This window comes from Streptomyces sp. NPDC038707, from assembly GCF_040636485.1.
Lineage (GTDB): Bacteria > Actinomycetota > Actinomycetes > Streptomycetales > Streptomycetaceae > Streptomyces.
Genome location: NZ_JBEZUP010000005.1, coordinates 205,603 through 230,192, shown reverse-complemented (window position 1 = coordinate 230,192; position 24,590 = coordinate 205,603). Strand labels below are relative to the sequence as shown.

Annotated in this window: 18 protein-coding genes; 5 read left to right on the top strand and 13 right to left on the bottom strand. The window is 72.2% G+C overall.

Annotated elements, in window-relative coordinates; all coding sequences use genetic code 11:
* Positions 1-139: 139 nt before the first annotated feature.
* From AB0E62_RS09815 to AB0E62_RS09755, 13 genes are all read right to left on the bottom strand, one after another.
* Positions 140-1,147, bottom strand: a complete 1,008-nt coding sequence (locus tag AB0E62_RS09815; RefSeq protein WP_362190513.1) for a Gfo/Idh/MocA family oxidoreductase — start codon at positions 1,145-1,147, stop codon at positions 140-142.
* Positions 1,147-2,553, bottom strand: a complete 1,407-nt coding sequence (locus AB0E62_RS09810; RefSeq protein WP_362190511.1) for an NDP-hexose 2,3-dehydratase family protein — start codon at positions 2,551-2,553, stop codon at positions 1,147-1,149. The genes AB0E62_RS09815 and AB0E62_RS09810 overlap by 1 nt, the downstream gene beginning before the upstream one ends.
* Positions 2,550-3,854, bottom strand: a complete 1,305-nt coding sequence (rfbH, locus tag AB0E62_RS09805; protein ID WP_362190509.1) for a lipopolysaccharide biosynthesis protein RfbH — start codon at positions 3,852-3,854, stop codon at positions 2,550-2,552. The genes AB0E62_RS09810 and rfbH overlap by 4 nt, the downstream gene beginning before the upstream one ends.
* Positions 3,851-4,846 (bottom strand): dTDP-glucose 4,6-dehydratase, encoded by a 996-nt coding sequence (rfbB, locus tag AB0E62_RS09800; protein ID WP_362190507.1) that lies wholly within the window; start codon positions 4,844-4,846, stop codon positions 3,851-3,853. Before rfbB ends, rfbH begins: the two co-directional genes overlap by 4 nt.
* Before the next feature lie 170 nt (positions 4,847-5,016).
* A complete protein-coding gene (locus AB0E62_RS09795) occupies positions 5,017-5,295 on the bottom strand; it encodes an acyl-CoA carboxylase epsilon subunit (RefSeq protein ID WP_362190505.1) in 279 nt (92 codons plus the stop codon).
* A 39-nt stretch (positions 5,296-5,334) separates the two neighbouring features.
* The gene (locus AB0E62_RS09790) at positions 5,335-6,915 is read right to left on the bottom strand and encodes an acyl-CoA carboxylase subunit beta (protein WP_362190503.1); all 1,581 of its coding nucleotides are present in this window, start codon (positions 6,913-6,915) and stop codon (positions 5,335-5,337) included.
* Positions 6,821-7,699, bottom strand: a complete 879-nt coding sequence (locus AB0E62_RS09785) for a 4'-phosphopantetheinyl transferase superfamily protein (RefSeq protein WP_362190501.1) — start codon at positions 7,697-7,699, stop codon at positions 6,821-6,823. Before AB0E62_RS09785 ends, AB0E62_RS09790 begins: the two co-directional genes overlap by 95 nt.
* A 1,046-nt stretch (positions 7,700-8,745) precedes the next feature.
* On the bottom strand, positions 8,746-9,702 hold the full coding sequence (locus AB0E62_RS09780) for an aromatase/cyclase (protein WP_362190499.1): 957 nt from the start codon (positions 9,700-9,702) through the stop codon (positions 8,746-8,748).
* A gap of 46 nt (positions 9,703-9,748) precedes the next feature.
* Positions 9,749-10,534, bottom strand: a complete 786-nt coding sequence (gene fabG / locus AB0E62_RS09775) for a 3-oxoacyl-ACP reductase FabG (protein ID WP_362190497.1) — start codon at positions 10,532-10,534, stop codon at positions 9,749-9,751.
* A 134-nt stretch (positions 10,535-10,668) separates the two neighbouring features.
* Positions 10,669-10,938, bottom strand: coding sequence for an acyl carrier protein (locus tag AB0E62_RS09770; RefSeq protein ID WP_362190495.1), 270 nt, complete (start codon positions 10,936-10,938; stop codon positions 10,669-10,671).
* A gap of 588 nt (positions 10,939-11,526) precedes the next feature.
* Positions 11,527-12,756 (bottom strand): ketosynthase chain-length factor, encoded by a 1,230-nt coding sequence (locus AB0E62_RS09765; RefSeq protein ID WP_362190493.1) that lies wholly within the window; start codon positions 12,754-12,756, stop codon positions 11,527-11,529.
* Complete coding sequence (locus tag AB0E62_RS09760) at positions 12,753-14,018, bottom strand: beta-ketoacyl-[acyl-carrier-protein] synthase family protein (protein ID WP_362190491.1); 1,266 nt, start codon at positions 14,016-14,018, stop codon at positions 12,753-12,755. The genes AB0E62_RS09765 and AB0E62_RS09760 overlap by 4 nt, the downstream gene beginning before the upstream one ends.
* Positions 14,019-14,303: 285 nt before the next feature.
* Positions 14,304-18,107 carry a GH92 family glycosyl hydrolase gene (locus tag AB0E62_RS09755; protein WP_362190489.1) on the bottom strand — a complete coding sequence of 1,268 codons (3,804 nt, stop codon included), beginning with the start codon at positions 18,105-18,107 and terminating at the stop codon, positions 14,304-14,306.
* A 341-nt stretch (positions 18,108-18,448) separates the two neighbouring features.
* On the opposite strand from AB0E62_RS09755, the gene ngcE reads away from it, so the two are divergent.
* The 5 genes from ngcE (at position 18,449) to AB0E62_RS09730 (ending at position 24,435) form a co-directional block, all read left to right on the top strand.
* Positions 18,449-19,894 carry an N-acetylglucosamine/diacetylchitobiose ABC transporter substrate-binding protein gene (ngcE, locus tag AB0E62_RS09750; RefSeq protein ID WP_362190487.1) on the top strand — a complete coding sequence of 482 codons (1,446 nt, stop codon included), beginning with the start codon at positions 18,449-18,451 and terminating at the stop codon, positions 19,892-19,894.
* A gap of 29 nt (positions 19,895-19,923) precedes the next feature.
* The gene (locus AB0E62_RS09745; protein ID WP_362190485.1) at positions 19,924-20,850 is read left to right on the top strand and encodes a sugar ABC transporter permease; all 927 of its coding nucleotides are present in this window, start codon (positions 19,924-19,926) and stop codon (positions 20,848-20,850) included.
* A 4-nt stretch (positions 20,851-20,854) separates the two neighbouring features.
* Complete coding sequence (locus AB0E62_RS09740) at positions 20,855-21,784, top strand: carbohydrate ABC transporter permease (RefSeq protein ID WP_362190483.1); 930 nt, start codon at positions 20,855-20,857, stop codon at positions 21,782-21,784.
* 205 nt (positions 21,785-21,989) lie between these two features.
* Positions 21,990-23,189, top strand: a complete 1,200-nt coding sequence (locus tag AB0E62_RS09735) for an ROK family transcriptional regulator (RefSeq protein WP_362190481.1) — start codon at positions 21,990-21,992, stop codon at positions 23,187-23,189.
* Positions 23,190-23,322: 133 nt separating this feature from the next.
* Positions 23,323-24,435 carry a substrate-binding domain-containing protein gene (locus tag AB0E62_RS09730; RefSeq protein ID WP_362190768.1) on the top strand — a complete coding sequence of 371 codons (1,113 nt, stop codon included), beginning with the start codon at positions 23,323-23,325 and terminating at the stop codon, positions 24,433-24,435.
* The last annotated feature ends 155 nt before the right edge of the window (positions 24,436-24,590 follow it).

The window sequence follows — 24,590 nt, the reverse complement described above, 5'->3', positions numbered from 1 at the left end:
CATGGGGGCAGAGCGAGATCTTCGGCCGGGTCGCGGTGCTGCGGGGCGCCGGTGTGGTCGTGCGGTGCGGCTGGCGGCCCCGCACCGGTCCGGCGGGGCCGTCCGGGAGGCCGCCGGACCGGTGCGCCCGGCCGTCCTGTCACGTCGGCCGTTCGGTCGCCGCCGCTGCCGTGGGGGCCGGTCGGGTGTTCCCGGCGGCGCGGTGGATCCGGTCCAGGAGGCGGGCCTGAGCGAGGACGGCCGGGTCGAGGGGGGCGCCGGTGCGGCAGGCGGCGGCGAAGTCGGCCACCGTGTGCAGCACCTGGTCCGCGGGCGGCAGAGCGAGGTCCTCGGCCGAGTCCCGGCGCTCCAGCCGCACCCGCGGCGGCAGACCGGCGGGCGGGGTGAACGCCCGGTCCACCGTGATCAGGCCCGCGCTGCCCCAGATCTCGTACGACGACCGGTAGGCGTGGTCCAGACCGAACGTCAGCTGGGCCGCCACCCCGGTGACGTCGCGCAGCAGCACCGCGCCGGAGGTGTCCACGGCCCGGCCGGGACCGCCGCGGGTCAGGACGGCGCCGGCGACCTCCAGCCCGGGGCCGAGGAAGTGCAGCGCCGCCCGTACCGGGTACACCCCGGTGTCCCACAGGGCGCCACCGCCCAGCGCGGGGTCGTAACGGATGTCGTCGTCCGCCAGCCGGGGCACCGTGAACGCCGCCCGGAACCCGCGGACCTCGCCGATCGCCCCGTCCGCCACCAGCCGGCGGACCACGGCGTGCTGCGGATGGTGCACGAACATCACGTTCTCCCGCAGCGTCAGCCCCGACCCGGCGGCCAGCGCGGCCAGTTCGGCGGTGGCCGCCGGATCCGTGGTGAGCGGCTTCTCGCCCAGCACGTGCTTGCCCGCGCGCAGCGCCGCCCGGACCCAGGTCGCGTGCAGGGCGGCCGGCAGCGGCACGTAGACCGCGTCGATGTCGGGCCGGGCCAGCAGCGCGTCGTAACCGGTCACCGCCTCGCACCCGGCCGCCGCGGCCGTCTCCTCGGCCCGGCCGGGATCCCGGGAGGCGACCGCCACCAGTTCGGTGTCCGGGCAGGCGCGGAAGGCGGGCAGCATCCGGCGGCGGGCGATGTCCGCGCAGCCGAGGACACCGATGCGCAACGCGTCCATCAGAGCCGTACCGCCCCCGAGGTCAGGCAGGACAGCAGGGTGCGGGCCTGCACATTGAGGTAGTGGTTGTGCCGTACCAGCCGGCTGAGCTGGTACGGGGTGACCCACACATAGCCCGGCGGCGCCTGCAGCGGTGCCTCCGCCTCCCCGGCCGCCACGAACAGGTAGCGGCTCTCCGCGTTGAGGAACCGGCCGCCCTCCTCCGAGTGCACCGCCTCGTACCGGATCCGTTCCCGGCCGGCCCTCAGGACCGTCTCCAGGAACGGCGGGGGCGAGGGCAGACCGGCGTAGTTCTCCGGGGTGTACTGCACGGTCGGGCCCAGCTCCACGGTGTCGGCGAAGCCGCCCTCCACCCGGGCGTGCGCCAGCAGATGGGGGGTGCCGCCGATGCGCCGGGTCAGGAACGCGGTCACCCCGAGCCCGCGCGGCTCGAACAGCGGCTGGGACCAGCCGCTCACCTCCCGGCTGCCGGCCTCGACCGACACGGCGACCACCCGGAAGTAGCGGCCCTCCTCGTGGTCGATCGACCAGGGGCCGCGCCGCCACCCGGGCAGCCCGTCCAGCGGGACGCGCTCCGCCGTCAGGTCGTGCCGTGCCCGCTCGGCGGTGAACCAGGACAGCAGCTCCGTCTCGGAGTGCAGGGCCACGTCCTCCGGGTCCGGGAAGGGAGCACAGGCCAGTACGGTCCGGGCGTCCATGTTGACGACGTTGTCCCGGCGCAGCAGCTCCCCGATCTGACCCAGCGTCAGCCAGCAGAAGTCCGGGTGCCCGGGCACCTCGCCGTACGCCTCGACGATCATGTTGCGGTTGCTCTTGCGGTAGAACCACGAGCCGTGCTCGGACTGGAGCACGTCCGCGAGGACCCGGCCCCGGGACCGGTCCGTGAAGTACTCCACGTAGCGCACCGCGCCGCCCCGGTGCGCCCGGGTGTAGTTGCTGCGGGTGGCCTGCACGGTGGGGGAGAGCTGGAGCAGATTGCGGTTGCCGGGCTCCATCTTGGCCTGCATCAGCAGGTGCAGGACGCCGTCGAACTCCTTGACGACGATGCCGAGGATGCCGTTCTCGGGCTGGTTGATGATCGGCTGGTGCCACTGCCGGACGGGACCGGCGCTGCTGGTCACCCGCAGCCCCTCCACGGTGAAGAACCGGCCGCTGCGGTGCGCGAGATGGCCGGTGCCCGGCTGGAACGACCAGCCGTCCAGCCGCTCGAAGGGGATCCGGTCGACCCGGAAGCGATGGGCCGCGCGGCGCTCGGCCAGCCAGTCGGCCACCTCCTCGGTGCGCGGCCCGACGCCCTCGCGGGCGGCGGCGGACCGGGCGAAGCGGGCCGGGAGTTCCGGGTCGGCGAGCGGGCGCAGCCGGACGGGGCCGGCCGGGGCGGGTGCGGAGACGGCGGTCCGGATCATGAGTTGCCCGCCACGAACTCCTTGACCGAGGCGACCACGTAGTCGAGCATCTCCTCGGTCAGCGCCGGGTACACCCCGACCCAGAACGTCTGGTCGGTGATGATGTCGCTGTTGGCCAGGTCCCCGGAGATCCGGTGCGGACGGCCGATGTACGCGGGGTGCCGGGTCAGGTTCCCGGCGAACAGCCGCCGGGTCCCGATCCGGCGCCGCTCCAGGAAGTCCACGAGGGCCGCCCGGCTGAACGGGGCGTCCGGATCGACGGTGAGCGCGAAACCGAACCAGCTCGGGTCGCTGCGCCGGGTCGGTTCGGGCAGCAGCAGATGCGGCACACCGTCCAGCCCCTCGCGCAGCCGCGCCCAGTTGCGCCGCCGCGCCGCGCAGAACCGGTCCAGCTTGTCGAGCTGGGACAGGCCGAGCGCGGCCTGGAGGTCGGTGGCCTTCAGGTTGTAACCGACGTGGCTGAAGATGTACTTGTGGTCGTAGCCCTCGGGCAGCGTGCCCATCTGGTACTTGAACCGCTTGAGGCACTTGTTGGTCTCGCCCGGCTCGCACCAGCAGTCCCGGCCCCAGTCGCGCAGCGACTCCACGATCCGGGCCAGCGCCAGGTTCGAGGTGAGCACACAGCCGCCCTCGCCCATCGCGAGGTGGTGGGCGGGATAGAAGCTGACCGTGGTGATGTCACCGAAGGAGCCGGTCAGCCGGCCGTCGTAGCGGGAGCCGACCGCGTCGCAGTTGTCCTCGATCAGGAACAGGTCGTGGTCCTCGGCGAGCTGGGCGATCTCGGTCGCCTCGAAGGGGTTGCCGAGCGCGTGCGCGATCATGATGGCGCGGGTGCGGGGCCCGATGGCCGCCGCGACCCGGTCCGCAGTGGTGTTGTACGTGCCCAGCTCCACGTCCACGAAGACCGGGACCAGACCGTTCTGGATGATCGGGTTCACGGTGGTCGGGAAGCCGGCCGCGACCGTGATCACCTCGTCGCCCGGTTGCAGCCGGCGGTCCTCCAGCAGGTGCGAGGTGAACGCCGACAGCGCCAGCAGGTTCGCCGACGAACCCGAGTTGGTCAGATGCGCCTTGCGGAGCCCGAGCGTGCGGGCGAAGCGCGCCTCGAACCTGCGCGAGCTGGTGCCCGCGGCGATCCGCAGCTCCAGCGCGGCCTCGACGAGCGCCGCGCGGTCCGCCTCGTCCAGCACGGCGCCGGCCGGCCAGATCTCGGTCGTGCCGGGCACGAACGGGGCGTCGTCCTTCAGCTCCTGGTGGTACTTGGCGGTCTCGTCGAGTATCAGGCCCTTGTGGGCGTTCATCGGGCGTTGCCTTCCGTGAGGAGTCGGGCGGACGTGGCGGCCTTCCACCAGCCGGGGTTGTCGCGGTACCAGGCGACGACGTCGGCGAGCCCCCGCTCGAACGGAATCCGCGGGGCGTAGCCCAGCTCCGTGCGGATCTTGCCGTCGTCCAGGGCGTAGCGCAGGTCGTGCCCCTTGCGGTCGGGCACGTGCCGCACCCGCGACCAGTCGGCGCCGCACAGCGCGAGCAGCCGCTCGGTGACCTCCCGGTTGGTGCGCTCGTCACCGCCGCCGACGTTGTAGACCTCGCCCGGCCCGCCCCGGTCGAGCACCAGCGCGATGGCCCGGCAGTGGTCGTCGACGTGCAGCCACTCGCGCACGTTGCGCCCGTCGCCGTAGAGCGGCACCGGCCGGCCCTCCAGCAGGTTGGTCACGAACAGCGGGATCAGCTTCTCCGGGTGCTGGTACGGGCCGTAGTTGTTCGAGCAGCGGGTGATCGACACGTTCAGGCCGTGCGTGCGGTGGTAGGCGCGGACGATCAGGTCCGAGGACGCCTTGGAGGCGGCGTAGGGGGAGTTGGGCAGCAGCGGGTGGTCCTCCGTCCAGGAGCCCTCGGCGATGGAGCCGTAGACCTCGTCGGTGGAGATGTGCACGAACCGCCCGGTGCCGGCCGCGAGACAGGCGTCCAGCAGCGTCTGGGTGCCGAGCACATTGGTGCGGACGAACTCCGCGGCCGACCGGACCGACCGGTCCACGTGCGACTCCGCGGCGAAGTGCACCACCGCGTCGTGCCCCGGCAGGATCCGCTCCAGCAGTTCCGGATCGCAGATGTCGCCGCGCACGAACTCCAGCCGGGGATGCGCCGCGGGCAGGTTGTCCCGGTTCCCGGCGTAGGTGAGCTTGTCGAGGACGGTCACCCGGGTCGTCCCGTGGCCCGGGTAGCCGCCGTCGAGCAGCGTGCGCACGAAGTGCGAGCCGATGAACCCGGCTCCGCCGGTGACCAGCAGTCTCATGCCGTCGCCTCCGGACCGGTGCGGGCGGGGGTGCGTGATGTCATGGGTGCTCCTGTGGCGAAGAGGGGGGCGCCCCCGCGGGCGGGGGTGTGCCCTGCGGCAAGGGGGCTCGTACGGCGAGAGGGGCGCGCCCGCGCCGGGCCGGCCTGCGGCGGGCGCGGGCGGGGCCGTCAGCGGGCGGGACCGGGCCGCGGGCCGGTGCGCCAGGTGCGGGGGCCGGGAAAGCCCCGGGTGCGCTCCGGGCGGCGCCGGCCGGCCGGGACCGGGGCCGTCGGGGCGGGGCCGGCCGGAGCGCCCGCGCCCGCCGCACGGGCCAGGACGACGGCGGTCGGCGCGGCCGGCCCCGCCGCGCCGGGGCGGCCCCGCGGCACGCGGATCAGCCGCCCGTCGGGCACGGCGCCGGCCGGGTGGGACGGACGGTCCGGGGACGGCGGTCCGGTCGTGCTCATCACTGCTCCTCGGGTCGTGCCGGCGGTGCCGGGCGGCGGTCACTGGGGCGGGTTGCCGTGCTTGCGCGCGGGCAGACCGGCGTGCTTGGCCCGCAGCATGCGCAGGGAACGGATCAGCACCGAGCGGGTCTCACGCGGATCGATCACATCGTCGACCAGCCCCCGTTCGGCCGCGTAATAGGGGTGCATCAGCCGCTCCCGGTACTCGGCGATCCGCCGGGCCCGCACCGCCTCCGGGTCGTCGGCCGCGTTGATCTCCCGGCGGAAGACGACGTTGGCCGCGCCCTCCGCGCCCATCACCGCGATCTCGTTGGTGGGCCAGGCCAGCGCCAGGTCGGCGCCGATGGAGCGGGAGTCCATCACGATGTAGGCACCGCCGTACGCCTTGCGCAGCACCAGGGAGATCCGCGGCACGGTGGCGTTGCAGTACGCGTACAGCAGCTTCGCACCGCGCCGGATGATCCCGTGGTGCTCCTGGTCCACGCCCGGCAGGAAGCCCGGCACGTCCACCAGTGTCACCAGCGGGATGTTGAACGCGTCGCAGAACTGCACGAACCGGGCACCCTTCTCGGACGCCTCGATGTCCAGCACGCCCGCGGAGACCGACGGGTTGTTCGCGACGAACCCGACGACGTGCCCGTCCAGCCGGGCCAGCGTGCACACCAGGTTGGGGGCCCAGCCCGGGTGCACCTCGAAGTGCGTGCCGTCGTCGGCGATCTCCTCGATCACGGCGTGCATGTCGTAGGCCCGCCCCGGTTCCAGCGGTACGAGGTCCAGCAGCCGGTCGTTCGGCCGCTCGGCCGGGTCCCCGGACGGCTCCACCGGGGCGAGTTCCCGGTTGTTCGACGGCAGCAGCGACAGCAGGTGGCGCACGTCCTCCAGGCACTCCTCCTCCGAGTCGTACACGAAGTGCGCCACGCCCGACGCGGTCGCGTGGACGTCGGCGCCGCCGAGGCCGTCCTGGGTGATCTCCTCGCCGGTCACCGCCCTCACCACGTCCGGCCCGGTGATGAACATCTGCGAGGTGTCGCGCACCATGAACACGAAGTCGGTGAGCGCGGGGCTGTACGCGGCGCCGCCCGCGCACGGCCCGAGCATCACGCTGATCTGCGGGATGACCCCGGACGCCCGGGTGTTGCGGCGGAAGATGCCGCCGTAGCCCGCGAGCGCGGTCACCCCCTCCTGGATACGGGCGCCGGCCCCGTCGTTGAGCGACACCAGCGGCGCGCCGGCCGCCTCCGCCAGGTCCATCAGCTTGTGGATCTTCGCGGCGTGCGCCTCGCCGAGCGCGCCGCCGAAGACCCGGAAGTCGTGCGCGTAGACGAAGACGGTACGGCCCTCCACCGTGCCCCAGCCGGTGACGACGCCGTCGCCGGCCGGGCGGCGGGCCTCCATGCCGAAACCGGTCGCGCGGTGCCGGCGCAACCCCTCCACCTCGGTGAAGGAGCCCTTGTCCAGCAGCAGGGCGATGCGTTCGTGGGCGGTCAGCTTGCCCTTGCCGTGCTGGCGCCGGGTGGCCTCCGGGTCACCCTCGCGGGCCGTCCGCCGCATCTCGTGCAGCGCGTCGACGCGACGGTGGAAGGTGTCCTCGGTCCCGGTCGTGTCCGGTGCTGCGGACATGCGTGCCGCCTTTCTGCTGGGATGTGGTCGGGGGGTGTACCGGGGCGCCGGCCCGGAGCCAGGACTCGGGCCACTGGCGTACCTCCGCGACGGCCGGCGGGGTGCCGTGCACGGCGGCGGAGGCGGCGTGGCCGGGGCCGCAGGGGATGCCGAGCACCGTCCAGCCGGCCGGGTGCCGGGCGGGATCGGCGCCCAGGTAGTCCGCGCCGGCCGGGCGGTGCAGACCGGTGCCCAGGCCCTTGAGATAGGCCTCCTTGCGGGTCCAGATCCGGCCGAACAGCGCCTGGCGCGCCGCCCCGGCCGGAACCGCCAGCAGCTCGGCCCGCTCGTCCGGGTGCAGGGCCGGCAGGCACAGCGCCACGGCCTCGGCGCCCGGCAGCCGCTGCACGTCCACGCCGAGGGGCCGGGCGGCCACGCCGACCAGCGCGAGGTCCCCGCTGTGCGACAGCGAGAAGTGCAGCGGCGGGGCGGGCGGGGCGAGCACCGGCCGGCCGTGCGGCCGTCCGCACCCCGGGCACGGCTCCCGCCGCAGCCGTACCTTCTCGGGCCGGGTCGCGGTGTACCCGCCGAGCAGCCGGCGCAGCGCCACGTGCGCGGCGGTGTACAGCAGCCGGTCGCCGGGCCGCACGAACGCGCCGGCCCGGGCCCGCTCCCCGGCGTCCAGCTCCCCCCAGGCCAGCTCATCGGCCCGCAGCGAGACGGGCCGCGGCACCAGCCAGAGGTCGACCCGGCCGGGGGGCGGGGCCGCGGGCACGCCGGCCTCCCGGCGAACGACAACGGTCACACCCCCACCCCCCGCCCACGACCGACACCCCCCGTCCCCGACCCCCGGCCCGGCCATGCCGGCACCGGCGGCCGTGCCGGCACCGGCGGCCGGGGAAGCACCGGGAGCCCGGGCGGCACGGGGAGCCGGGGAAGCGCCCGGCACCGGGGAGGTGTCCGGCATCCGGGTGGTGTCCCGGGCCCGGCAGGTGTCCGGAGCCAGGGGGTTGCCCGCCGCCCGTGATGTGCCGTGAGCCGGGGAGGTGCCCGGGGCCCGGGTGATGTCCGGAGTCCGGGTGGTGCCCGGAGCCAGGCGGGTGCCCGCTGCCTGAGACGTGCCGTGAGCCGGAGAGGTGCCGGCTGCCGGGGAGGTGCCCGCGGCCCGGGTGGTGCCCGGCGTCCGGGTGGCGTCCGGAGTCCGGGAGGTACCCGCCGCCCGTGACGTGCCGTGGGCCGGGGAGGTGCCCGGGGCCCGGGTGGTGTCCGGAGTCCGGGTGGTGCCCGGAGCCAGGCGGGTGCCCGCTGCCTGAGACGTGCCGTGAGCCGGAGAGGTGTCGGCCGCTGGGGAGGTGCCGGCTGCCGGGGAGGTGCCCGGGGCCCGGGTGGTGGCCGGAGTCCGGGTGGTGTCCGGCGCCCGGGAGGTGGCCGGAGTCCGGGAGGTGTCCGGAGCCAGGCGGGTGCCCGCCGCCGGGAAGGAGCCCGGAGCCAGGGGGGCACCCTCTCCCCGTGACGTGCCCTGGGCCGACGTGACGCCTGCCTCCCGTGACGCGCCGTGAGCCAGGGAGGCGCCCGACGCCTTTGACGCACCCGGAGTCCGGGAGGCGCCCGACACCAGAAATGCATCCGGAGTCCGGGAGGCGCCCGACACCAGGGATGCATCCGGAGTCCGGGAGGTGCCCGCCGCCGAGAAAGAACCCGGAGCCCGGGAGGGAGCGGGAAACCGGGAGGTACCCGCCGCCAGGGATGCGTCCGGCGTCCCGGAGGTGCCCGGAGTCAGGGATGCACCCGGCGGCGGCCGGAAGGTGTCCGGAGGCCCGGCCGGGCCGGGGTGGTTGTCGGGTGGCACGGTCAGGCCTGCCCCGGGGCCCGTTCCTCGGCGTACCGCTTGGCGTGGTGCAGGGTGGCCGTGCTGTTGGTGGACAGCGCCGTGTGCACGTACTCACGGGCGTCCGTGACCGTCGCCCGCTCGCCCAGCACCCGCGCGATGTTCGCGGCGTTCAGGGTGACCGTGTGCTGCGAGGAGGCCAGCACCCCCTCGGCGTCCTCGGTGAAGGTCCAGTAGCCGGTGTGCAGGGTCATCAGCGCCGGCAGCGTCGTCTGCTTGTACGCGATCCGGCGGTGCGGGAAGGTCACCCGGTACGACTTGGTGGTGTGCGTCGACCCGTCCTTGGCCCGGGTGTCCATCTCCAGCTCCTGGAGGCCCGGGGTGTCCTCGCGCAGCCGTACCGAGGCGACGTGCGGCAGCCGCTCGGACCAGAGGTGGGCGTCGTTGACGAAGTCGTACACGTCCTTCGCCGAGCCGTGGATCCGTACCGTGTCCTCGAAGGAGAACGTCAGCTCCTGCTCCGCGTGGGCCTTCTCGACGTTCGTCTTCAGGGCTGCCAGCTCGGAGCGGGAGTTGCGGTCCACGGCCTGGTCGATCCACTCCAGGTGGGCGGGGTCGTCGTCCACGGCGCGGTAGTCGTGCAGCAGCCGGACCCGGGACGCGGACTCGCCGAGCGGCTCGATGATCCAGGTGCCGCCCATCGCGGCGACGGGCGGGGCGGAGACCTCCTGGCGGAAGGTGATCCGCAGGCCCTCGGGGTCCAGGGTGCGGCGCGAGGTCCAGTTCTTGGCCTCGCCGTTCGCGGTGGCCCAGATCCGGATCCGCTCCTCGGACTCCCCGCGCTCCAGGTGGTCGACGTAGATGGTGGGCGGGAAGATGCGCGGCCAGTTGGCCACGTCGGCGATCAGGCGGTACACGGCGGCGGCGGGCGCGTCGACGCCGATCTCGTGCTCCACTTCGCGCAGTCCGGGCTGCGACATGCTCGGGCTCCTCGGGTCAAGTTGGGGTGGGAGAACGGGGGGTGGGTCAGAAGTTGCCGAGGCCGCCGCAGACGTTGAGGGCCTGGGAGGTGATGGAGGCGGCGGTGTCGGAGGCGAGGTAGCCGACCAGTCCGGCGACCTCCTCGGGGGTGGAGTAGCGGCCGAGCGGGATCTTGGACTGGAACTTCTCCAGGATCGCGTCCTCGGTGGTGTCGTAGGCGGCGGCGTAGCCCTGCCGCACCCGCTGCGCCATCGGCGTCTCGACATAGCCGGGGCAGACCGCGTTGACGGTGATGCCGGTCGGGGCCAGCTCGTTGCCGAGGGCCTTGGTGAAGCCGACCACGCCGTGCTTGGACGCGGAGTACGGGGCGCCCAGGACGACGCCCTGCTTGCCGGCGGTGGAGGCGATGTTGATGATGCGGCCGCGCTTCTTGTGCCGCAGCCCACCGGTGTTGAGGGCCTCCGTGGTGACCCGGAAGACACTGTTGAGGTTGGTGTCGATGACGTCGTGCCACAGCTCGGGGTCGATGTCGGCGGTCACGCCACCGCCCGAGCGGCCCGCGTTGTTGACGACGACGTCGATCGTGCCGAAGCGGTCCACGGCCTTCTGGATCCAGGCGTGCACGCTCGCCCCGTCCCGCACGTCCAGGACGTCGCCGTCGACCTCCAGCCCCTCGTCGGTGAGTTCCTTGACGGTGGCGGCGACGTTGTCCGCGTTGCGGGCGCCGATGAAGACCCGGTGGTTCTGTGCCGCCAGCAGCCGGGCGACCGCCAGACCGATACCGCTGGTGGCGCCGGTGACGACGGCGACCCGCTTGTCCTGCTCCGACATGTGTTTCCTCCAGAACGCGAGATGTGGCCGGTGACGGCCACGGAAGACGAAGGGTGAGGGTGTGGGACGACAGGGCGGGGCCACCGCGTGCGCCGCGGCGGCCCCGCCGGGGGGAAGGGGCCCGGTGGCGTACCTCAGGCGTCGACGAGGCCCTTCAGCGCGTCGTTGACGACGGCGAGCAGGGCGCGGGGCGTACGGGCGTCGGTGAACACGTCGTCGTCCAGGGTGATCCCGAACTCCCGCTCGATCCGGCCGCCGGTCTCCAGCAACGCCAGCGACTCGTAACCGAGTTCCTCGAAGTCGGTGTCGAGGATGTCGCCGTCGAGGTCGACCGCCTCGTCCGCGCCGGCGCCCTCCCGCAGGATGCGCTTGAGGTCGTCGATGGTGAACTCCTGGTGGGACACGTCTGGTTCCCTTTCTGGATCGGCAAAGACATGACTGCGGACCCGGGAGCCGGTACGGCACCCGGGAGCTTCGTGGATCCGGGCCGCGCGGGCACCGGAAGGGGGGAAGGACATGCGGCGCCCGCGGCCGTTCCCGGGGGAGTCGGACGGCCGCGGGCGCGGTCGAGGACGGGCCGGCCCCCGGAGGACGAGGGCGCGCGGCACCGCAGCGGGTCAGGAACGATCGGCCGGCCCCCTGGGCAGAGTCACCCGGCCGGCACCGCCGCAGCCCGGACGCGGGCGGTCCGCATCGTGCCGCTGCCCGGACGCGGGCGGTCCGCACCGCGCCGCGCCACAGGCCGGGACGGACGGCCGGCACCGCCCCGAGTCAGAAGGACGCGGCCGGGCCGACCCCCTCCCGGAGCACAATCAGGCCCGGCCGGCCACCCACAGCACCACCGTGTTCAGTCGACCGCCCGCAGCGCCACCGTGTTCAGTCGACCACCCACAGCACCACCGTGCTCAGTCGACCGCCCGCAGCGCCACCGTGCTCAGTCGACCGCCCGCAGCGCCACCGTGTTCAGTCGACCGCCCGCAGCACCACCGTGTTCAGTCGACCGCCCGCAGCACCACCGCCGAGTTGAAGCCGCCGTGCCCCCGGGCGAGGACGAGCGCGGTCCGTACCGACGCGGTCCGGGGCCGGCCGGCGACCAGGTCCAGGCCGCCGGCCGGGCCCGTACCGACGTTGATGGTGGGCGGGATCAGGCCCTCCCGGATGGCGAGGACGGCGGTCACCACGTCCACCGGGGCGCCGCCCGCCAGCAGCCGTCCGATCGTGGTCTTCGGCGCGGTCACCGGCACCCCGCCCGGCCCGAACACCGCGTTGATGGCCCGGGCCTCCGCCGCGTCCGCCTCCGGACTGCCCGCCGCGTCGGCGAAGACGACGTCCACCGCCTCCGACGGGACCGCCGCGTCCGCCAGGGCCAGCTCGATCGCCCGGCGCAGTCCCGGCTCCCGTCCGCTGCCCGGCGGCGGGTCCAGCGTCGCGCTGTACCCGGCCAGTTCGGCGTGCAGGGTGCGCGCCCCGCGGGCGCGGGCGCTCGCCTCCTCCTCCAGGATCAGCAGCGCGCCGCCCTCGCCGGGCACGTATCCGCCGGCCGTCGGCTGGAACGGCGCGTAGGCCTCCTCCGGCCGGTCCGAGCGGGACATCAGCCCGGTGGCCAGCCGGGCCGCCCAGCCGAGCGGGGTCAGCGACGCCTCGAAGCCGCCCGCCGCGACCAGCCGGCTGCCCCGGCCCAGCTCCCGGCGGGCCTGCCCCACGGCGTCCAGGCCGCCGGCCTGGTCGCCGATCAGCACCCCGTTCGGCCCGCGGCTGCCGCTGCGGATCGCCAGCTGCCCGGTGTTCACCGCCGGGAACCACGCGAACGACTGGTAGGCGCTGACATGACCGGGCCCCAGCCCCCACAGCCGGCCCAGCTCCCGTTCGCCGAAGGCCGCGCCGCCCGCGCCGACCGCGGTCACCACCCCCATGCCGTACGGCGGGAGGTCCCCGGGTGCCAGGCCCGCGTCCCGCAGCGCCCGGTCCGCCGCGACCAGCGCCAGCTGGGTCGTCCGGTCGGTCTGCGGCACCAGCGGGCCCGGCAGGTGGTCCTCGGCCGAGAAGCCGGGGATCTCCCCGGCCAGTCGCGCCGGGTAGCCCGAGGCGTCGAACCGGCTCACGGGGCCGATGGCGTTCCGGCCGACGCGGACGGCGGCCCAGAACTCCTCCACCTCCAGCCCGTGCGGAGTGGCCACGCCCATCCCGGTGATGACCGTCCGGCCGCCCGAGTCGCCGCTCATCCGGCGCTCCGCCCGGGACGGGTCAGCACCATCGCACTGTGGAAGCCCCCGAAACCACTGCCGATGGTGAGCACGGCATCGGTGCGGTGTTCGCGGGCGGTCAGCGGCACATAGTCGAGATCGCACTCGGGGTCCGGTGTGTGCAGGTTCGCGGTCGGGGGCACCACCTGGTGCTCCATGGCCAGGGCGCAGGCGGCTATCTCCAGGGCGCCGATCGCGCCGAGCGAATGTCCCACCATCGACTTGATGGAGCTGACCGGTGTGCGGCGCGCGTGCTCGCCCAGGGCCCGTTTCAGCGCGGCCGTCTCGTGCCGGTCGTTCTGCCGGGTGCCCGTGCCGTGCGCGTTGACGTAGTCCACCGCCGTGGCGTCGAGCCGGGCCTCGTCCAGCGCCGCCCCGATGGCCGCCGCCAGATCGGTGCCGTCCGGGCGCAGCCCCGTCATGTGGAACGCGCTGCCCCGCGAGGCGTACCCGGCGATCTCGGCGCGCACCCGCGCGCCGCGCCGCCGGGCCGAGCCCAGTTCCTCCAGGACGAGCACCGCCGCGCCCTCGCCGAGGACGAACCCCTTGCGGGAGCGGTCGAAGGGACGCGAGGCGGTCTCCGCCTGGTCGTTGAGCGTGCTCGTGGCCCGGATCGCGTCGAACGCCGCCACCGTCAGCGGGGTGATCGGCGCGTCCACCGCACCGGTGACCATGACGTCGGCGGTGCCCTCGCGGATCACCTGCACGGCGTGCCCGACGGCGTCGATCCCCGCGGTGCAGCCGGTGGACACCACCGTCGCCGGTCCCTGGGCGTCCACCGTCCAGGCCACCTCGGTGGCGAGGGAGGCCGGCACGAACACGTCGTACAGCTCCGGTGTCCGCCCGGGGCAGGCCGGGTCCCGGCGGCCGTCGTCGCTCAGCGTCCGGTACCGCGCCTCCAGTCCGGCGACCGTGCCGTAGGCGGTGCCCAGGCTGACGCCGGTGCGGTACGGGTCGAGGGCGGCGGTGCGCAGACCGCTGTCCGCCACCGCCTGCCGGGCCGCGACCACGGCGAACACGGCGGCCCGGTCCAGCCGCGCGCTCTCGCGCTGTGTGAGCCCGTGCCCGGCCGGGTCGAGGTCGACCTCGGCGGCGACCCGGGAGCGGAACGGCGACGGGTCGAAGAGGGTGATCCGGCGCGTGGCCGTGCGGCCCGCGCTGAGCAGGTCCCAGAAGTCCTCGACGCCCACCGCGCCCGGTGCCAGCACTCCGATTCCGGTGATCACTACGCGGCGTCCCATCGCCCGCCGCCCTCCTTCCGCTCCGGCGCGGTGCGCGGTCGGGGGCCGGCGGACGGGCCGTACGCGCCCACGTCCAACCGTCCGCCCCGGCCCCGCGCACACCGCACGGGATCCTGATCTCAAGGTTCTTCGCCCGGGACGGCCGTTTCAACGGCCCCCGTTCAAGGGCTTCGTCAGGTTTCCCAAGCGCGGGTCGGCTCTGTGCGGAACGCGCAAGGAGAGTGTCAAGCGGGGGTGAAATCGCACCGCCCGGGCGCCCCGGCCCGCGGGGCGCCCGGTGTGCGGTCAGGCCAGCAGTTCCACCTCCGCCAGCGTGGCCTCGCCGTCCAGGACCAGGCGGTAGCGGGCGTACGTGCCCGGCGCGGTGACGGTGAAGGCACGGGTCTGGCGGTCCCAGGCGAACGCCTCACCGGTGCGGCGGTCCAGGGTCCGCCAGGCGGTGCCGTCGGCGGAGCCCTGGAGGGTCCAGCCGGACGGTGCGGTGGTGTGGTCGGCCCCCGAGGTCAGCGTGTACCGGACGGGCCGCACGGCGCGCTCCGCAGGCAGGCCGGCCGAGGTGAGCGTCGCGCTCGTCGCCGAGGTGTCGTCGAAGAGCGGCCCGGCGCCCTTCAGGACGTCCGCGCGGGGCTCGGGCACCTGGTCGCCCCGGGTGATCGAGACCGGCGCCGCGTGCTCGCCCGTGCCCCAGGCCGACGGCTCGGGGCCCATGGAGAAGTCCAGCACCCCGCCCCGGGCCAGCAGCGCGTGGGGAAGCGAAGTCGACTCCCAGGGACGGCCGTTGACCCTGACACCCTGCACATAGACGTTCTTCGCGCTGTTGCGCGGGGCCCGCACCACCAGGTCCCGGCCGTTCTCCAGGTGCACGGTCGCCTTCTTGAACAGCGGGGAGCCGATGGCGTACTCGCCGCTGCCCATGACCAGCGGGTAGAAGCCGAGCGCGGAGAATAGGTACCAGGCCGACTGCTCGCCGTTGTCCTCGTCGCCGTGGTAGCCCTGCCCGATCTCGCTGCCGGTGTACAGCCGGGACAGCGCCTCGCGCACGTACGCCTGGGTCTTCCAGGGCTGCCCGGCCGCGTCGTACATGTACAGGACGTGGTGCGCGACCTGGTTGGAGTGGCCGTACATGCCCATCCGGACGTCCCGGGCCTCGGTCATCTCGTGGATGACACCGCCGTAGGAGCCCACGTAGTCCGGGGAGGCCGTCTCCGGGGTGGCGAAGTACGCGTCGAGCTTGTCGGCCAGACCCTGCCGGCCGCCGTACAGGTTGGCCAGGCCCCGGCTGTCCTGCGGGACGGAGAAGGCGTAGCCCCAGCCGTTGGTCTCGGTGTAGTCGTGGCCCCACACCCGCGGGTCGTACGTCGCGGAGTCCACCCGCCAGTCGCCTCCGGCGTCCCGGCCCTGGAAGAAGCCCGCGCTGGTGTCGAACAGCTTCACGTAGTCGCGGGCCCGGTCGAGGAAGTACCGCGACTCTTCCTGATAGCGCCTCTCGCCAGTCTTCCGGTACAGCGCCTCGCCCATCTTCGCGATGCCGTAGTCGTTGACGTAGCCCTCCATCGCCCAGGACAGGCCCTCGTGCGTGTCGGTCGGGGTGTAGCCGAGGAAGGGCGAGACGGCCATGCCCTTGCGGCCCACGCCCGGCACCGGCGGGACGACGGTCGCGTTCTTCACGGCCGCGTCGTACGCCGCTCTCGCGTCGAACTTCACACCCTTGACGTAGGCGTCGGCGAACGCCACGTCCGAGGAGGTGCCGGTCATCAGGTCGGCGTAGCCGGGGGAGGACCAGCGGGAGGTCCAGCCGCCGTCCTTGTACTGCTGCACGAACCCGTCGACCAGCTCGCCCGCCTGAGTGGGCGTCAGGAACGAGTAGGCGGGCCAGGTGGTGCGATAGGTGTCCCAGAAACCGTTGTTGACGTACACCTTGCCGTCGACGATCTTCGCTCCGGTGTGCGTGGCGGTGTCCGGGCCCGGCATCGGGGAGAACGGGGACGCGTAGCGGTCCTTGCCGCCCACCTTCTCGGAACCGGAGTTGGGGTACAGGTACAGCCGGTACAGGCCGGAGTAGAGCGTGGTCAGCTGGTCCTCGGTCGCGCCCTCCACCTCGACCTTGCCGAGCAGTTCGTCCCAGGCCCGCAGGGCGCGCGCCCGCACGGTGTCGAAGGACGTGCCCTCGGGGATCTCTCGGCGCAGGTTCTCCCTCGCCTGGTCGACGCCGATCAGCGAGGTCGCCAGGCGCAGGGTGACGGTGCGGCCGGCGCCCGCGGCGAAGCGCAGGTAACCCTTCACCCCGCTCGCCGCGCCGTCCGTCACCGGCTGGTCGAACTCGCCGTACACGAACAGCCGGGTGGCCCCCGTGGACAGGCCCGACTTCACGTCCGAGTAGCCGGTGACGGTCCCGTGCTCCTTGTCGAGCGTCAGCCCGGCCTGCTCGGTGACGTTGTCGAACAGCACGCTCGCGTCGTCGCCGGGGTAGGTGAAGCGCAGCACGGCCGCGTGGTCGGTCGGGGTCATCTCGGCCTTGAGACCGTTCTCGAACCGGACCCCGTAGTAGTAGGGCCGCGCGGTCTCGTGCTCGTGCCGGAAGGGCAGGGCGCGCGCCTCGCGGCCGGTGTCCGGGGTGCCGGCCGCGGCCGACGGCATCACCTGGAAGGTCTGCCGGTCGCCCATCCACGGGCTCGGCTCATGGCTCGCGCTGAACGCCTGGACCGTCGGCAGGTTGTCCGCGTTGTTCGCCCGCGCGTACTCGTACAGCCAGCTCAGCGAGGACGCGTTGGTCACCGGCGTCCAGAAGTTGAAGCCGTGCGGCACGGCGGTCGCCGGGAAGGTGTTGCCGCGCGAGAAGCTGCCGCTGGAGTGGGTGCCGCGGGTGGTCAGCGCGTAGTCCGCCAGGTGTGCCTTGGGTTTCGCGGGCGCCACCGGCTTCAGGGACACGTCGTCCAGCCAGCCGCGGAACTTCGCCGGGCCGTTGGGGGAGTCGTAGGCCACCAGGATCCGGTCGACGGTCCTCCCGGCCGCCACCGGGCCGATCCGCGCGGCCACGTCGTTCCACTGGTTGACGTACAGCGCCTTCGACGCGCCCTGCCCGCGCGGGGAGAGCGGGAAGCCGTGCCGGTCCAGGGCGCCGAGATCGCTGAGGTAGGTGCCGTCGGTGAAGGCCAGGTCGACGGAGACGAAGGTCGCGTCGTAGTCGCGGTCGCCGTCGGCCATCGACGGGAAGATCCGGTACGCCAGCTCGGTGTCCCGGCCGACCCGCACGTTCACGTCGAAGACCTTGTTGGACGAGTGGGCGCGGCCGTCCGCCGTGTGCCGGCCGGCGTAGCGCAGCGCGCGCCTCCCGGTGAACCCGGCCCGCGCCTTGGCGGTCGGGGAGCCGCTGGGGCCCTTGTCCACCAGGGTCAGCATGTCCTCGGGCACCGGCCCGCCGCCGCCCCCGGTGGAGAACTGCACGTCGGCGAGCTGGAGGAGGTCCGGGGCGCCGTTGTTGCGCGTCACCTCCAGCCGGAAGTGCCGGTAGACGGCCGGTTCGGCCAGGTCGTACGACTTGGTCAGGTACCGCTCGGAGAAGGTCTCGCCCGAGCGGGTGTCGACCGTCGTCCAGTGCGTGCCGTCGGCGGAGGCCTTCAGGGTCCAGTCCCTGGGGTCGCGCTCGGCGTAGTCGTTGGCCGAGGTGAGCGCGTACGTCCGGATGCCGGCCGGCCGGTCCAGGTCGAACTCCGCCCAGCCCGACGGCTCGAAGGTCAGCCACTTGGTGCCCGGCTCGCCGTCGACCAGGTTCTCCTTCACCTCGCCGGCGCCCGCGTTCTCGCCGCCGGCCCGGACCTCGGTGACATGGTCGGTCACATTGCCCGGGATGCCGGTGCTGTAGCCGCCGTCGACGCCCGACGCCCGCTTGCTCCCGTCCGGGCCGGTGTCCACGGTGTTCAGCCAGTCCGGTGCCGGCTCGCCCGCCTCGAACGAGGACGCGAACTCCCGGTCGGGCGCCACGGGTCCGGCCGGCCGGGCCACCGCGGCGCCCTGCGCGCCGACGGTCATGACGAAGGCGACCGTCAGGACGGCCGCCGGACCCCATCTGTGCCGAGTTCTCCGCTGCATCTACGGATTCCCCTCCTGCGCCCCCTTCGGACAACGTTGTCAGCTGCGGGACGCAGGAACCAGTAGGTGGTGAAGTCGCCCGGGGTGTCAAGGGTGTTGGCTGTGGCATTCGGGGAGTAATGTCGCGAATTTTTCCTGCGCGGCACCTGGCGCGGGCTCATATTTCCGGCAGGTCTCAACTCGGAAAAGACCCAAGGGGAACCGTGCACTCGATCTTGTCCACGGACGTCAAGTGGACTATACCTGTCGGCATTTCCCGCACGACCCTGCACGACCCGACCTGCGGTGCCGGCACGGATCCGGTTCACCGCCTGAGTCCTGGAGAAGGCGAGGACTTGAGCATGGGATCCACTGCGCACCCTGGTGCCGAAGGTGTCGGCCGCCGTGATCTGATCAAGCGTTCGGCGGCGCTCGGTCTGGTCGCAACGCCGGGGATGGGCCTGCTGTCCGCCTGCGCGAGCAGCGGCGGCGACGGACAGAGCAAGGCCGAGCAGGGCAAGAAGACGGCCAAGAACCCGCTCGGTGTCAACGACAGCGCCGGGATGGAATTCGTCCTCTTCGACGGCGGCTTCGGCAAGGAGTACGCCGAGGACGCGGTGAAGCTCTACGAGCACGACTTCCCCAAGGCCAAGGTGAAATTCTCGGCCACCCTGAAGATCCAGTCGACCCTCCAGCCCCGCTTCAACCAGGGCACCCCGCCGGACCTCATCGACAACTCCGGCGCCGAGCAGATGGACATGGGCGTCCTCGTCGGCAAGGACCAGCTCGCCGACCTCACCCCGCTGCTGGACGCGCCGTCGTACGACGACCCGAAGAAGAAGGTCCGCGACACCCTGCGCCCCGGCATCGTGGAGATGGGCCAGTTCGACGGCGACCCGGTCTGGATCCTGTACTACGCCTACACGGTCTACGGCGTCTGGTACTCGCAGAAGGCCCTGGACTCCCTGGACGCGGCCTACCCGGAGACCTGGGACGACATGCTCGCGCTGTGTGCGAAGGCCAAGAAGAAGGGCATCGCGGGCTGGACCTACGCGGGCAAGTACCCGTACTACATCCCCTTCTCGCTGTACCCGATGATCGCCAAGGTCGGCGGGCGCGAGGTGCTCGAAGCCATCGACAACCTGGAGCCGAACGCCTGGAAGCACCCGGCGGTCAAGGCCTGCTTCGAGGCCTACTACGAGCTGTACAAGAAGGGCTACATCCTCCAGGGCACCCCGGGCCTGGACCACATCCAGTCGCAGACCGCGTGGGCCAAGGGCAAGGCGCTGTTCCACCCGAACGGCTCCTGGGTGGAGAACGAGTCGGCCAACGTCATCCCCGCCGACTTCGGCCTCGCCGTCTCCGCGCCCTCCGGCCTCGACGGCTCCGACAAGCTGCCGTTCGGCACCATCTGGGCCTCCGGCGGCGAGCCCTTCATCGTCCCGGCCAAGGCGAAGAACGGCGAGGGCGGCATGGAGCAGCTGCGCATCATGCTCTCCGAGGCGTCCTCCAAGAACTTCACGGCCAAGGTGAAGTCGCTGACCGCGTTCAACGGCGGCACCACCGGCATCACCCTGACCCCGGGCCTCAAGTCGGGGGTGGCGGCGCTGGAGAAGGCCGGGAGCAACGTGGTGAACCCCCGGCTCCAGGACTGGTACGTGCAGTTGCAGAAGGAGAAGATCGGGGTCTCCGGTCTCGGCGAGATGATGGCCGGCCGGCTCACCCCGGCCGAGACGATCAAGAAGATCCAGGCCTTCGCCGACGAGGCGGCCAAGGACTCCTCCATCAAGCACTACAAGCACCAGTAATCCGGCACCCTGACAGCACCGGAGTGGCGATGCAGCACGGCAAATACCGGTTCATCGTGGGGTTTCTGGCTCTGCCCCTGGGAGTGTACGCACTCTTCGTGGTGTGGCCGTTCATCCAGTCCATCTACTACTCGTTCACGGACTGGACGGGCCTCAGTCCCGATTTCAAGATGATCGGGTTCGGCAACTACGAGAGGATGCTGGACGACGACATCTTCTGGAAGTCGTTGCGGCACAGTCTCCTGTTCGCTCTGGTGCTGCCGGTGGTGACGCTCGGCCTGGCGCTGTTCTTCGCGTTCATGATCAATGTGGGCGGCCGGCGACGGAAGGGCGGCCCCGCCATTTCCGGGGTGCGGGGCTCGGCCTTCTACAAAATCGTCTACTTCTTCCCGCAGGTGCTCTCGATCGCGATCGTCTCGCTGCTGTTCGCCTTCGCGTACAACCCGGAGAGCGGAGCGGTCAACTCGGTGCTGCGCGGTATCGGCCTCGACGGGGTGCAGCCGCTGTGGCTGGGCGATCCGGACCTCGCCCTGTGGTGCGTGATGGCGGTGCTGGTGTGGTCCACGGTCGGCTTCTTCGTGGTCCTGTTCTCTGCGGGCATGGCCTCGATCCCGGCCGAGCTGTACGAGGCGGCGCTGCTGGACGGCGCGAACCGCGCCACCACCTTCTTCCGCGTCACCCTGCCGCTGCTGTGGGACACCGTGCAGTCCGGCTGGGTCTACCTGGGCATCCTCGCCCTCGGCGCGGAGTCCTTCGCGGTCGTGCAGATCATGACCACCGGACCGGGCGGGCCGGACTACTCGACCACCGTGATGGTCCTCTACGTGTACCAGAAGGCGTTCCGGGACGGTCAGGCCGCGTACGCCACCACCATCGGCGTCGCCCTGCTGGTCGTCACGCTCGCGTTCGCGGCGGTCGTGATGCGGCTGGGCCGTCGCGAGCGGCTGGAGTTCTGAACCGATGAAGACGACCGAGACCCCCGCCCCGCCGCCGGCCGAGTCCGGCGCCACCGTCCGCAAGACGGACCCGCACCCGGAGGCGCGCCGGCCCGCCCGGCGGCAGAAGGAGGGCACCGTCCTCAACGTCTTCTCCCACGGCGTCCTCGTGATCTGGGCGATCATGGTGGTCATGCCGCTGGTGTGGGCGGTGATGACGTCCTTCAAGGACGACGGCTCCATCTTCGGCTCGCCCTGGTCGCTGCCGGACCGGCTGCACTTCGACAACTGGTCCCGCGCCTGGACCGACGCCCACATGAGCGACTACTTCCTGAACACCGTCCTGGTGGTCGGCGGCTCGCTCGTCGGCACCCTGGTGCTCGGCTCGATGGCCGCCTATGTGCTGGCCCGGTTCGACTTCCCGGGCAACCGCTTCATCTACTACCTGTTCGTCGGCGGCATGAGCTTCCCCGTCATGCTCGCGCTGGTCCCGCTGTTCTACGTCGTGAACAACATGGGCCTGCTGAACACGATCCACGGTCTCATCCTGGTGTACATCGCCTACTCGCTGCCGTTCACGGTGTTCTTCCTCACGGCGTTCTTCCGCACCCTGCCCGCCTCGGTGGCGGAGGCGGCCTTCGTGGACGGCGCTTCGCACACGCGTACGTTCTTCCAGGTCATGCTGCCCATGGCCAAGCCCGGTCTGATCAGCGTGGGCATCTTCAACTTCCTGGGCCAGTGGAACCAGTACATGCTGCCCACGGTCCTGAACACCGACCCGGACAAGAAGGTCCTCACCCAGGGACTGGTCCAGCTCGCGGTCAGCCAGGGGTACAAGGGCGACTGGTCCGGTCTGTTCGCGGGCCTGGTCATGGCGATGCTGCCGGTGCTCGCGGCGTACATCGTCTTCCAGCGGCAGGTGGTGCAGGGGCTCACCGCGGGGGCGCTGAAGTAGCCCCGGCCACCCGGCGGGGCGACACCCCGTGATTGCGTGCGCGCACACCGTTCCGGCTTCCGGAGCGGTGTGCTCCGCTGTGCCGGGGTCGCCCGGAAACGGTTCAACCTCTTGACGTGAGTCGCCCCGAACGGCTCAGCTTAGAGTTCACTAGTTGGACATACACGGGGCCTCGCCGAAGCGGCCCCGCGCTCAGGAGGTCGTCGTGGAGACTCCAGGGTCGCAGTCGTCACTGCACCGAGCCAACCTGGAGCGGGTGGTCCGGGCCGTACGGCTGGCCGGGTCCCTCACTCAGGCGGAGATCGCGCGGACGACCGGGCTGTCCGCAGCGACCGTCTCCAACATCGTGCGGGAGCTGAAGGACGGCGGAACCGTCGAGGTCACCCCCACCTCGGCGGGCGGGCGGCGGGCCCGCAGCGTCAGCCTGAGCGGGGACGCCGGCATCGTGATCGGCGTCGACTTCGGGCACACCCACCTGCGGGTCGCGGTCGGCAACCTCGCCCACCAGGTGCTGGCCGAGGAGGCCGAGCCGCTGGACGTCGACGCCTCCGCCGACCAGGGCTTCGACCGGGCCGAACAGCTGGTCAGCCGGCTGATCGCGGCGACCGGCGTGGACCGCACCAAGGTGGCCGGCGTGGGGCTCGGCGTGCCCGGCCCGATCGATGTGGAGTCCGGCACCCTCGGGTCCACCGCGATCCTGCCCGGCTGGGGCGGCACCAAGCCCGCCGAGGAGCTGCGCGAGCGGCTCGGCGTCCCCGTGCACGTGGACAACGACGCCAACCTCGGTGCCCTCGGCGAGCTGGTGTGGGGCAGCGGCAAGGGCGTGCGCGACCTGGCCTACATCAAGGTGGCCAGCGGTGTCGGCGCCGGCCTGGTGATTGACGGCACGATCTACCGCGGCCCGGGCGGCACGGCCGGCGAGATCGGGCACATCACCCTCGACGAGTCCGGCCCGGTCTGCCGCTGCGGCAACCGCGGCTGCCTGGAGACCTTCGCGGCGGCCCGCTACGTCCTCCCGCTGCTCCAGCCCAGCCACGGCCCCGACCTGACCATGGAGGGCGTCGTCCGGCTGGCCCGCGACGGGGACCCGGGCTGCCGCCGGGTGATCGCCGACGTCGGCCGCCACATCGGCAGCGGGGTGGCCAATCTGTGCAATCTGCTGAACCCGAGCCGGGTGGTCCTCGGCGGCGACCTCGCCGAGGCCGGCGAGCTGGTGCTCGGCCCGATCAGGGAGTCCGTCGGCCGCTACGCCATCCCCAGCGCCGCCCGTCAACTGTCCGTACTTCCCGGGGCACTTGGCGGTCGCGCGGAGGTGCTCGGCGCCCTCGCCCTCGCCCTCAGCGAGATGGGCGATTCCACCCTTTTGGACGGCACCCTGCCGGCTACGGCGCCTGCCTTCACTTAGAGAACGGATGGCACCGTTGCCATCTCGTTAAGGATTTACTTCTTGACGTCGCACGTGTGGCCGAGTTGACTTCCAGCCACCTCGGCCGCAACGACGCGGCCTCGTCAGGGAGGTTTCTCAAGTGAACGCACGTATGCGTCGTGCCGCTGTTGCCGTTGCCGCGGGTGCCATGGCCGTCTCGCTGGCCGCCTGTGGCAGTGCCAAGGAGTCGAAGGGCAGCGACGACTCTTCGTCCTCCGCGTCGGCCGCCAAGAAGGGCGACGACATCAAGGTCGGTCTGCTCCTTCCGGAGAACAAGACCGCGCGGTACGAGAAGTTCGACCGGCCGATGATCGAGAAGAAGGTCAGCGAGCTGACCAACGGCAAGGGCAAGGTCGAGTACAACAACGCCCGCCAGGACGCCAACCTTCAGGCGCAGCAGGTCGACACCATGATCACCAACAAGGTGGACGTCCTGATCATCGACGCGGTGGACGCCAAGGCGATCCAGAACTCCGTCAAGAAGGCCGTGGACCAGGGCATCAAGGTCGTCGCCTACGACCGCCTGGCCGAGGGCCCGATCAGCGCCTACACCTCCTTCGACAACGTCGAGGTCGGCAAGACCCAGGGCGAGGCCCTGCTGAAGGCGATGGGCGACAAGGCCACCAAGTCCTCCAAGATCGTCATGATCAACGGCTCGGTGACCGACCCCAACGCCAAGCAGTTCAAGGACGGCGCGCACGCCGTGCTCGACGGCAAGGTCACCATCGCCAAGGAGTACGACACCAAGGAGTGGGCGCCGGACAACGCCAACTCCGAGATGGAGGCGGCCATCTCCGCTGTCGGCAAGAAGAACATCGCGGGCGTCTACTCCGCCAACGACACCATGGCCGGCGCCATCATCACCGCCCTCAAGGCCGCCGACCTGAAGGTCCCGGTCACCGGCCAGGACGCCGAGCTGGCCGGTGTGCAGCGCATCGTCACCGGTGACCAGTACATGAGCGTGTACAAGTCGTACCCGCAGGAGGCGGAGACCGCCGCCCAGATGGCCGTCGCGCTCGCCAAGGGCGAGCCCCTGGACTCCATCGCCAAGGACAAGGTCTCCAGCGCCAGCGCCAAGGACGTCCCGTCCGTGCTCGTCCCGGTCGTGTCCCTCACCAAGGACAACATCAAGGACACCGTGATCAAGGACGGCATCTACACCGCCGACGAGATCTGCTCCGGCAAGTACAAGGCCGCCTGCGACAAGCTCGGCCTGAACAAGTAAGCGGCCCCCGGCCCCTTCCCGGCCGCCGGGCGTTCGACACCTGAACGCCCGCGGCACGGACGACGGCCGGCCGCACCCCCCTTCCTCCGGCGCCCTGGGCGCATCCACACAGCCCCGCAAGCTCGGCCCGGGGCGCCGGACGGTCCTTCCCCCCA